This is a genomic window from Enterobacter sp. PGRG2, assembly GCF_030291195.1.
In the GTDB taxonomy this organism is placed as follows: domain Bacteria; phylum Pseudomonadota; class Gammaproteobacteria; order Enterobacterales; family Enterobacteriaceae; genus Enterobacter_D.
In genome coordinates this window covers 2,731,922-2,742,297 of the sequence record NZ_CP127837.1, presented here as the reverse complement: position 1 = coordinate 2,742,297, position 10,376 = coordinate 2,731,922, and the positions used below count along the sequence as shown (strand labels likewise).

General features: G+C 57.0%; 12 protein-coding genes. 9 read left to right on the top strand and 3 right to left on the bottom strand.

Translation table 11 applies throughout. The annotated features are described in order from the left end of the window. Positions 1-89: 89 nt before the first annotated feature. Positions 90-524: a DoxX family protein gene (locus QRD42_RS12110; RefSeq protein ID WP_318363515.1), complete on the bottom strand. Its 435-nt coding sequence runs from the start codon at positions 522-524 to the stop codon at positions 90-92. Positions 525-675: 151 nt separating this feature from the next. On the opposite strand from QRD42_RS12110, the gene poxB reads away from it, so the two are divergent. The 3 genes from poxB (at position 676) to QRD42_RS12095 (ending at position 4,594) form a co-directional block, all read left to right on the top strand. After that, positions 676-2,394 (top strand): ubiquinone-dependent pyruvate dehydrogenase, encoded by a 1,719-nt coding sequence (gene poxB / locus QRD42_RS12105; RefSeq protein WP_321987219.1) that lies wholly within the window; start codon positions 676-678, stop codon positions 2,392-2,394. 38 nt (positions 2,395-2,432) lie between these two features. Beyond that, a complete protein-coding gene (ltaE, locus tag QRD42_RS12100; protein WP_072567999.1) occupies positions 2,433-3,434 on the top strand; it encodes a low-specificity L-threonine aldolase in 1,002 nt (333 codons plus the stop codon). A 146-nt stretch (positions 3,435-3,580) separates the two neighbouring features. Continuing rightward, positions 3,581-4,594: an NAD-dependent epimerase/dehydratase family protein gene (locus QRD42_RS12095; RefSeq protein WP_072569427.1), complete on the top strand. Its 1,014-nt coding sequence runs from the start codon at positions 3,581-3,583 to the stop codon at positions 4,592-4,594. 7 nt (positions 4,595-4,601) lie between these two features. On the opposite strand, the gene QRD42_RS12090 is transcribed toward QRD42_RS12095, so the two are convergent. Further along, positions 4,602-5,432 (bottom strand): N-acetylmuramoyl-L-alanine amidase, encoded by an 831-nt coding sequence (locus QRD42_RS12090; RefSeq protein WP_321987218.1) that lies wholly within the window; start codon positions 5,430-5,432, stop codon positions 4,602-4,604. Then, positions 5,432-5,752 (bottom strand): heavy metal-binding domain-containing protein, encoded by a 321-nt coding sequence (locus tag QRD42_RS12085; RefSeq protein WP_072567997.1) that lies wholly within the window; start codon positions 5,750-5,752, stop codon positions 5,432-5,434. The genes QRD42_RS12090 and QRD42_RS12085 overlap by 1 nt, the downstream gene beginning before the upstream one ends. A gap of 94 nt (positions 5,753-5,846) precedes the next feature. Here QRD42_RS12085 and QRD42_RS12080 point away from each other — a divergent pair, with 94 nt between their 5' ends. From QRD42_RS12080 to artJ, 6 genes are all read left to right on the top strand, one after another. After that, the gene (locus tag QRD42_RS12080) at positions 5,847-6,362 is read left to right on the top strand and encodes a lipoprotein (protein ID WP_072567996.1); all 516 of its coding nucleotides are present in this window, start codon (positions 5,847-5,849) and stop codon (positions 6,360-6,362) included. A 221-nt stretch (positions 6,363-6,583) separates the two neighbouring features. Then, a complete protein-coding gene (artP, locus tag QRD42_RS12075; RefSeq protein WP_072567995.1) occupies positions 6,584-7,312 on the top strand; it encodes an arginine ABC transporter ATP-binding protein ArtP in 729 nt (242 codons plus the stop codon). Between the two features lie 19 nt (positions 7,313-7,331). Then, positions 7,332-8,063 carry an arginine ABC transporter substrate-binding protein ArtI gene (gene artI / locus QRD42_RS12070; protein ID WP_318374156.1) on the top strand — a complete coding sequence of 244 codons (732 nt, stop codon included), beginning with the start codon at positions 7,332-7,334 and terminating at the stop codon, positions 8,061-8,063. A 6-nt stretch (positions 8,064-8,069) separates the two neighbouring features. Continuing rightward, the gene (artQ, locus tag QRD42_RS12065) at positions 8,070-8,786 is read left to right on the top strand and encodes an arginine ABC transporter permease ArtQ (protein WP_072567993.1); all 717 of its coding nucleotides are present in this window, start codon (positions 8,070-8,072) and stop codon (positions 8,784-8,786) included. Next, a complete protein-coding gene (gene artM, locus QRD42_RS12060; protein ID WP_321987217.1) occupies positions 8,786-9,454 on the top strand; it encodes an arginine ABC transporter permease ArtM in 669 nt (222 codons plus the stop codon). The genes artQ and artM overlap by 1 nt, the downstream gene beginning before the upstream one ends. A gap of 150 nt (positions 9,455-9,604) precedes the next feature. After that, on the top strand, positions 9,605-10,336 hold the full coding sequence (artJ, locus tag QRD42_RS12055; RefSeq protein ID WP_072567991.1) for an arginine ABC transporter substrate-binding protein ArtJ: 732 nt from the start codon (positions 9,605-9,607) through the stop codon (positions 10,334-10,336). The last annotated feature ends 40 nt before the right edge of the window (positions 10,337-10,376 follow it).

Genomic DNA, 10,376 nt, shown 5'->3' with positions numbered 1-10,376 from the left:
AAAAATGCCGGGTGGCGGCTTACGCCTTACCCGGCCTACACAACTGCACAACTGTAGGCCCGGCAAGCTTGCGCCGCCGGGCAAGGCTATTATCGCCATTCTGCCGAGGGCGCAACGGAATACCGTCCCGCGCCTAACAATGCCACCGCAATCGACGCCACAAAGAAATAGACCAGGCTTTCAATTGCCCATGCGCCGGTCACATCCAGCGCGCCGGTTTTGTTAATGCCGACCATCAGCCAGGCCACCACCATCGTAAACGCAATGCCCAGCGCCGCCGGACGCGTCAGCACGCCCAGGATCACCAGCAGCGGACACAACACTTCCCCCAATAGCACGCCGTAGGCGATAAAACCCGGCAACCCTTTTGCCACCAGCATGCCGCTGATGCCGTCAATCCCGTCAAAAAGCTTATGCAGTCCATGAAACAACATCAGCCCGCCCACCGTCAGACGCAGTAAAAACTTACCCGCATCTTCATGCGCAAACATTCTGTTAACCGCATTTAACATTGATTTAACCATTTGAAATGATTCCTGTTTTCATTATGTGGTTTGCAGATTATTCCGAATGCCGGCGGAAATAAACCCCTGTTAGCTGTAGGGCTGATAAAAGTGTGACGGCCATTTTCATCTACGCTTGTTAACGAGACTTTTAACAAGGACACCAGAGATTATGAAACAGACCGTAGCGGCATTTGTCGCCAAAACACTCGAACAGGCAGGCGTAAAACGCATCTGGGGCGTCACCGGCGATTCCCTGAATGGCTTAAGCGACAGCCTCAACCGTATGGGTACCATTGAATGGATGCCGACCCGCCATGAAGAGGTCGCCGCCTTTGCCGCCGGTGCCGAGGCGCAGCTCACCGGTGAGCTGGCCGTCTGCGCCGGATCCTGCGGGCCGGGCAACCTGCATCTGATCAACGGCCTGTTTGACTGTCACCGCAACCGCGTGCCGGTTCTGGCGATTGCCGCGCATATCCCCTCCAGCGAAATCGGCAGCGGCTATTTCCAGGAGACCCACCCGCAAGAGTTGTTCCGTGAGTGCAGCCACTATTGCGAGCTGGTTTCCAGTCCCGAGCAGATCCCGCAGGTACTGGCCATCGCCATGCGCAAAGCCATTCTCAACCGCGGCGTGTCGGTGGTGGTACTGCCAGGCGACGTCGCGCTTCAGGCCGCGCCTGAAACCGCCAGCGCCCACTGGTATCACGCGCCGCAGCCGGTGATCACGCCGACGCATGAGGAGCTGAAAAAACTGGCGCAGCTGTTGCGCTACTCCAGCAATATCGCGCTGATGTGCGGCAGCGGTTGCGCCGGGGCACACCAGCCGCTGATCGAGTTTGCCGCTAAACTGAAAGCGCCGATTATCCACGCCCTGCGCGGCAAAGAGCACGTGGAGTACGACAACCCGTATGACGTTGGCATGACCGGGCTGATCGGTTTCTCATCCGGCTATCACGCGATGATGACTGCCGATACGCTGATCCTGCTCGGCACCCAGTTCCCGTACCGCGCGTTTTACCCGACCGACGCCAAAATCATCCAGATCGATATCAACCCCGCCAGCATTGGCGCGCACAGCAAAGTGGATATGGCGCTGATCGGCGACATCAACGCCACCCTCACCGCCCTGCTGCCGCTGCTGGAGGAGAAAACCGACCGCCGCTTCCTCGATAAAGCGCTGGAAGATTACCGCGATGCGCGTAAAGGCCTCGACGATCTGGCGAAGCCAAGCGAAAAAGCGGTGCATCCGCAATATCTCGCCCAGCAGATCAGCCATTACGCCGATGACGACGCGATTTTCACCTGCGACGTCGGCACGCCAACCGTCTGGGCGGCGCGTTATCTGAAGATGAACGGCAAACGCCGTCTGCTCGGATCCTTTAACCACGGCTCAATGGCAAACGCTATGCCGCAGGCGCTGGGTGCAAAAGCTACCGCCCCGGACCGGCAGGTAGTGGCGATGTGCGGCGACGGCGGCTTCAGCATGCTAATGGGCGATTTCCTTTCGGTGGTACAGATGAAGCTGCCGGTGAAAATTATCGTCTTTAACAACAGTGTGCTGGGCTTTGTGGCGATGGAGATGAAAGCCGGGGGCTATCTGACTGACGGCACCGATTTACAGGATACCAACTTCGCGCGTATCGCCGAAGCCTGCGGTATCACCGGTATTCGCGTCGAGAAATCCTCCGAAGTGGACGACGCCCTGCAGCGTGCCTTCGCCATTGACGGCCCGGTTCTGATCGATGTGGTGGTCGCTAAAGAAGAACTGGCGATGCCGCCGCAGATCAAACTGGAGCAGGCCAAAGGCTTCAGCCTGTATATGCTGCGCGCGATCATTAACGGGCGCGGTGATGAGGTCATGGAACTGGCGAAAACCAACTGGCTCAGGTAAAACAGAAGGACAATTCTGAGTCAAAATAAGGAAATGCCGTGATCGACTTACGCAGTGATACCGTCACCCGCCCCGGGCGCAATATGCGTCGCTATATGATGGCCGCCCCGGTCGGGGATGACGTGTACGGAGATGATCCGACCGTGAACGAACTTCAGCGTTACGCGGCGGAACTCAGCGGCAAGGAAGCCGCGCTGTTTTTACCCACCGGCACCCAGGCGAATCTGGTGGCGCTGTTAAGCCACTGTGAGCGCGGCGAGGAGTACATCGTCGGCCAGGGCGCGCATAACTATCTGTATGAAGCCGGTGGTGCTGCGGTGCTGGGCAGTATTCAGCCGCAGCCCATCGACGCCAGCCCGGACGGCACCCTGCCGCTGGACAAAGTGGCGGCCAAAATCAAAGCCGACGATATTCACTTCGCCCGCACCCGCTTACTGAGCCTGGAGAACACCCATAACGGCAAAGTGCTGCCGCGCGACTATTTACAGCAGGCGTGGGACTTTACCCGTGAGAAAGGCCTGGCGCTGCACGTGGACGGCGCGCGCATTTTTAACGCCGTGGTGGAATACGGCTGCGAGCTTAAAGAGATCACGCAATATTGCGACTCCTTCACCATTTGCCTGTCGAAAGGCCTGGGCGCGCCTGTCGGCTCGCTGCTGGTGGGCAACCATGACTACATCAAACGCGCGCTGCGCTGGCGGAAAATGACCGGCGGCGGGATGCGCCAGGCGGGATTTCTGGCGGCAGCCGGTCTGTACGCGCTGAAAAATAACGTCCAGCGTCTGAAAGAGGATCACGACAACGCCGCCTGGCTGGCAGCGCAGCTGCGTGATATCGGGGCGGACGTCAGCCGTCAGGAAACCAATATGCTGTTTGTGCGCGTGGGCGAAGAAGATGCCGCGGCGCTGGGCGAATTTATGCAGGCGCGCGGCGTGCTGCTGAACGCCTCGCCGGTGACGCGTCTGGTAACCCATCTTGACGTCAGCCGCGAACAGCTGACGGAACTGGTGGCGCACTGGCAGGCCTTTTTACAACGCTAAGGCGCGGAAGGCCACATCACGCGCCCGACAGAACAAAATAGAGAGAAAGTCTGAATGGAAGCGGTAATCTTTCACCTTTCCCATTGCAACCAGCCGTTTTTCACGGAAGAATGCGCACGAAATTCTTTTCAACACAGTGGATTGCTATGAAGGTTCTGGTCACGGGCGCAACCAGCGGTTTAGGCCGAAACGCGGTCGAGTTTCTGCGGCAGAAAGGCGTCAGCGTCAGGGCGACAGGTCGCAATGAAGCGATGGGCAAGCTGCTGCAAAAAATGGGTGCTGAATTTGTACAGGCCGATCTGACGGAGCTGGTCTCTTCCCAGGCAAAAGTGATGCTGGCAGGCGTGGATACGCTGTGGCACTGCTCCAGCTTTACCTCGCCCTGGGGCACCCAGGAAGCCTTCGATCTGGCTAACGTGCGCGCTACCCGTCGTCTGGGTGAGTGGGCGGTGGCCTGGGGCGTGCGTAACTTTATTCACGTCTCCTCGCCGTCCGTCTATTTTGATTATCACCATCACCGGAACATTCAGGAAGATTTCCGTCCGTTGCGCTACGCCAACGAATTCGCCCGCAGTAAAGCGGCGGCGGAGGACGTGGTGCATATGCTGGCGCAGGCGAACCCCAACACCCGCTTCACCGTGCTGCGTCCACAGAGCCTGTTCGGACCGCACGATAAAGTGTTTATCCCGCGTCTTGCCCAGATGATGCACCACTACCGCAGCGTGCTGTTGCCGCGCGGCGGTGATGCGTTAGTGGATATGACCTATTTCGAGAATGCCGTGCACGCGATGTGGCTGGCCAGTCAGGAGGTGTGCGATGCGCTGCCGTCGGGCCGGGCGTACAACATCACCAACGGCGAACCGGTGAAGCTGCGGACTATCGTGCAGCGATTAATTGACGAACTGGGTATCGATTGCCGTATCCGCTCCGTGCCGTGGCCGATGCTGGATATGATCGCCCGCAGTCTGGAGCGTTTTGGCGATAAAAAAGCGAAAGAGCCCGCCCTGACCCACTACGGCGTGGCGAAGCTGAACTTTGATTTCACGCTGGATACGTCACGCGCGCAGACGGAGCTGGGCTATCAGCCGCAGGTTACGCTTGATGAAGGCATTCGCCGCACGGCGCTGTGGCTGAAAGATCACGGTAAGTTACACCGCTGAGGCCTGTTCAGCCCTGCCCGTACTTTTCCAGCAGCGCTTCGGCAATCGCCAGGCTCTGCGCATCCGCCACGCCGTCCCAGCGCGCCGGGCGGAAATGCATCTGGAACGCCACTATCACCCGCTTTTTCTGCGCGGGCGTCATCTCCGGTTTCACCTCATAGCCATAACGTGCCAGCAGATCCAGCAGCTGCGCCTGATCGACGGGTGTCGCGGGATCGCGCCCGTTTAAGTAGAAGGCCACGCGGTCATCGTCCGGCCATGCGCCAATCCCCTGCTGCGCCAGCGCCTGCCACGGGAATAACGGACCTGGGTCGTCCTTACGTTGTGGCGCGATGTCCGAGTGTGCCACGACGTTCTGCGGAAGTATGTTGTAACTATGGATGATATTTTTCGCCAGCGGCACCAGCGCGGCAATTTGCTGCGGCTCAAAGGGCGTAAAGCGCTTGCTGCCGGCAACCTTTTGCCAGCCGCGGTTTTCCAGTTCAATGCCGATGGAAGTATCGTTAATGCGCGTTGCGCCGCGCCAGAAGCTGACGCCCGCATGCCAGGCCAGATCCTGCTCGGGCACCAGCTGCCAGATCCGCGGCTTGCCCTGATGCAGCGGCGGCCGCGCCGGGATCAGGTAGTGCGAACTGACATGTTTGTCGGTCAGCGTCGCCAGAGAGGCGTCAAAATCGTCGGCGGTGTAGTGGATCACCAGCACCTTGATACGCGGATAGGCCGCCTGCGCCTGGTGCCGCGTATCCAGCTGATAGCCAGCTTTATCCACCACGCCCTTTTCGCTGGCGCAGCCGGTCAGCAGCAGCGCCAGCGCAATCAGCCCAAACCAGCTTTTCATCAGCGGGTTTTCACTGCCGTACCGCTGATGCTCACCATCAGCATACTGCTGTCCTTACCGACGGTTTCGTAGTCGATATCAATACCGACTACCGCGTCTGCGCCAAGCGCTTTCGCCTGTTCTTCCAGCTCGCGAAAGGCGATTTCCCGCGCTTTACGCAGCTCTTTTTCATAAGCGCCTGAGCGACCGCCGACAATGTCGCGGATCCCGGCAAAAAAATCGCGGAAGATATTCGCGCCCAGAATCGCCTCCCCGGTGACCACGCCGCAATATTTTACAATCGGCTGGCCTTCAAGCGTTGGGGTGGTTGAAAATTGCATGGTGCTTCTCCTTTTAACGTTCAGTGCCTAACGCGCGCATAATCAAACCGATACGCTATCATTGAACAGACAGTAGGTTAATAAGGAAATCATTATGCGCTACTCATTTTTATCCGTCATTGTACCCTGCGCGCTGGCGTTGAGCGCCTGTACAACGGTAACCCCCGCGTTCAAGGATATTGGCACACGCAGCGGCCCCTGTGTCGAAGGCGGTCCTGACAGTGTGGCACAAAAGTTCTACGATTTTCGTATTCAGAACCGCAGCACTGATGCTACCGCGCTGCGACCGTACCTGAGCGACGATCTGGCGAAGCTGCTGGCCGACGCCAGCCGTGATACCAAAAACACCGCCTTCCTGCGCAGCGATCCGTTCTCCAGCCGCACCACCCAGCCGGAAACCGCCAGCGTCAGCAGCGCCTCAACCATCCCTAACACCGATGCCCGCAATATTCCGCTGCGCGTCACCCTCACCCAGGGCAGCCAGACGTGGCAGGACGAAGTGCTGATGATCCGCGAAGGTCAGTGCTGGGCGGTTGATGATGTGCGTTATCTGGGCGGCAACGCTCACGCGCCTGCCGGATCGCTGCGTCAGTCTGTCGAGCATCGCTGATAAATTATGCATCATTAACGGGTTAAATCTGTTAACCCCCGTAAAATGTCTGGCATTCCACGGTGAATGCCGACATTTCTACCTGCATCACACCACGTCCAGGGTTTTGTGCTAACTTTATTACTGGATGCGCTTTATATTTACCTTTTCACGCAGAAATATTGCATAACTATTCTGTCAACGTTACTATTTGCGGCCTCAATAGCTATTAGATTGCCTCGATGAGTATTCAATTAAACGGCATTAACTGTTTCTACGGCGCACATCAGGCGCTGTTCGATATCAACCTGGATTGCCCTGAGGGCGAAACGCTGGTGCTGCTTGGCCCAAGCGGTGCAGGCAAAAGCTCCCTGCTGCGCGTACTCAATCTGCTGGAGATGCCGCGCTCCGGCACGCTCACTATTGCCGGCAATCAGTTCGATTTCTCAAAGGCCCCGTCTGACAAAGCGATCCGCAGTCTGCGGCAGAACGTCGGCATGGTGTTCCAGCAATACAATTTATGGCCGCACCTGACCGTGCTGCAAAACCTGATCGAAGCCCCCTGCCGCGTGCTGGGTCTGAGCAAAGATCAGGCGCTGGCGCGCGCTGAAAAGCTGCTTGAGCGTTTGCGTCTCAAACCCTACAGCGATCGTTTCCCGCTGCACCTCTCCGGCGGTCAGCAGCAGCGCGTGGCCATTGCCCGTGCGCTGATGATGGAGCCGCAGGTGCTGTTGTTTGATGAGCCTACCGCCGCGCTCGACCCGGAAATCACCGCGCAGATCGTGAGCATCATCCGCGAACTGGCGGAAACCAATATCACCCAGGTGATCGTGACCCACGAAGTGGAAGTGGCGCGCAAGACCGCCAGCCGCGTGGTGTACATGGAAAATGGTCATATTATCGAGCAGGGGGATGCCAGCCGCTTTGCCGCGCCGCAGACCGATGCTTTTAAACACTACTTATCTCACTGATCTTTTCGGGACTATGACAATGAAAAAAGTACTGATTGCCGCCCTGCTCGCCAGCGTCAGCCTCTCCGCCGGTGCTGCCCAGACTATTCGTTTCGCCACCGAAGCAAGCTACCCTCCGTTTGAATCCACGGATGCCAGTAACAAGATTGTCGGCTTTGACGTCGATCTGGCCAACGCGCTGTGCAAAGAGATCGATGCGACCTGTACCTTCACCAACCAGGCCTTTGACAGCCTGATCCCGAGCCTGAAATTCCGTCGTTTCGACGCGGTGATGGCCGGTATGGACATCACGCCGGAGCGTGAAAAGCAGGTGCTGTTCACTAAGCCTTACTACGACAACTCGGCGCTGTTTATCGGTCAGAAAGATAAATTCGCCAGCATTGACGCGCTGAAAGGCAAAAAAGTTGGCGTGCAGAACGGTACCACGCACCAGAAATTCATCACTGATAAGCATCCGGAAATCACTACCGTGCCTTACGACAGCTATCAGAACGCGAAGCTTGATCTGCAGAATGGCCGTATTGACGCCGTATTCGGCGATACCGCCGTGGTGACCGAGTGGCTGAAAGCCAGTGACAAACTGGCCGCCGTGGGCGACAAAGTGACCGATAAAGATTACTTCGGCACCGGCCTCGGCATTGCTGTTCGTCAGGGCAACACTGAACTTCAGCAGAAATTCAACGCTGCGCTGGATAAAGTGAAGAAAGATGGCACCTACGAGAACATCTATAACAAATGGTTCCAGAAGTAATCCTTGATGAATGACATGTTCCCTTTAGCAAGCGCCGCCGGGATGACCGTCGGCCTTGCCGTTTGTGCGCTGATCATTGGCCTCGCGCTGGCGATGCTGTTTGCGGTATGGGAATCCGTCAAATGGCGTCCTGTCGCATGGGCGGGATCGGCGCTGGTCACTATTTTGCGCGGCCTGCCGGAAATTCTGGTGGTGCTGTTTGTCTATTTTGGCTCTTCACAGCTGCTGTTAATGTTATCTGACGGCTTCACGCTCAATCTGGGCGTGGTGCAAATTCCGCTGCAAATGCAGATTGAAAACTTTGATGTCAGCCCGTTCCTGTGCGGCGTCATTGCGCTGTCGCTGCTCTACGCGGCCTACGCCTCCCAGACGCTGCGCGGGGCACTGAAAGCCGTTCCGCTGGGGCAATGGGAATCCGGCCAGGCGCTGGGCCTGTCGAAAAGCGCGATTTTTTTCCGTCTGGTGATGCCGCAGATGTGGCGTCATGCGCTGCCGGGGCTGGGCAATCAGTGGCTGGTGCTGCTGAAAGACACGGCGCTGGTATCCTTGATCAGCGTGAACGATTTGATGTTGCAGACCCGCAGTATCGCCACCCGTACTCAGGAGCCTTTTACCTGGTATATCGTGGCGGCGGCCATTTACCTGGTCATTACCCTGCTCAGTCAGTACATCCTCAAACGCATTGACCTGCGCGCGACACGTTTTGAGCGGAGAGCCGACTGATGCTTGAGTATTTACCTGAACTGATGAAAGGGCTGCACACCAGCCTGACGCTCACCGTGGCGTCCATTCTGGTGGCGCTGGTGCTGGCACTACTATTTACCATTGTGCTGACGCTGAAAACGCCGGTGCTGGTGTGGATTGTGCGCGGTTACATTACGCTGTTCACCGGTACGCCGTTGCTGGTGCAGATCTTCCTGATTTACTACGGTCCGGGACAGTTCCCGACGCTACAGGAATATCCGGTACTGTGGCATCTGCTCTCCGAACCCTGGCTGTGCGCGCTGCTGGCCCTGTCGCTGAACAGCGCCGCCTATACCACGCAGCTGTTTTACGGGGCCATTCGCGCCATTCCGGAGGGCCAGTGGCAGTCCTGCTCAGCCCTGGGGATGAGTAAAAAAGATACGCTGGCGATTCTGCTGCCGTACGCTTTTAAACGCGCCCTCTCGTCCTACTCCAACGAAGTGGTATTAGTATTCAAAAGCACGTCGCTGGCATATACCATCACGCTGATGGAAGTCATGGGCCACGGACAGCTGCTGTATGGCCGGACGTATGATGTGATGGTGTTTGGCGCAGCCGGACTTATCTATCTGATTGTAAATGGTTTACTGACGGTAATGATGCGTCTTATCGAGCGTCGGGCGCTGGCTTTTGAACGGCGAAACTAATGCTTAAAAACAGGCGGGCCAACCCGCCTTTTTTACGCCCACAGAAATATAATTAATCATTTATATTGCATATAAATTCATTAAATGGCATGGTTAGCCCATGCCGCAGACACGGTAAAAACAATAAGACTGACAGACAGGAGTTCCACCATGAAAAAGTTAGTTCTGGCCGCTATTCTTGCCACCTTCGCAGCCGGTGCCAGCGCCGCCGACAAAATCAGCTTCGGCGTTTCCGCTACTTATCCGCCGTTTGAATCCCTGGATGCCAGCAATCAGATTGTCGGTTTTGATATCGATCTGGCGAAAGCGCTGTGCAAACAGATGCAGGCAGAGTGCACCTTCACTAACCACGCCTTTGACAGCCTGATCCCGGCGCTGAAGTTTAAAAAATATGACGCGGTGATCTCCGGCATGGACATTACCCCGGATCGCAGCAAGCAGGTGGCCTTTACCGAGCCGTACTACGCCAACTCAGCGGTGGTGATTGCCAAAAAAGGCGCGTTTAAATCTTTTGAAGAGCTGAAAGGTAAACGCATCGGCATGGAAAACGGTACCACGCACCAGAAATACCTCCAGGATCAGCATCCGGAAGTGAAAACCGTGGCCTATGACAGCTACCAGAACGCGATTATCGATCTGAAAAATGGTCGTATCGACGGCGTGTTTGGTGATACCGCGGTGGTGAACGAATGGCTGAAAACCAACCCGCAGCTGGGCACCGCCACGCCGAAAGTGACCGATCCGCAGTATTTCGGCACCGGCCTCGGTATTGCCGTGCGCCCGGATAATAAAGCCCTGCTGGAAAAACTGAACGCCGCCCTGAAAGCCATTAAAACCGATGGCACTTATCAGAAAATCAGCGACCAGTGGTTCCCGCAGTAAGATGCCCTTTCCGCCCGGCGGCGCTCCGCTTGCCGGGCCA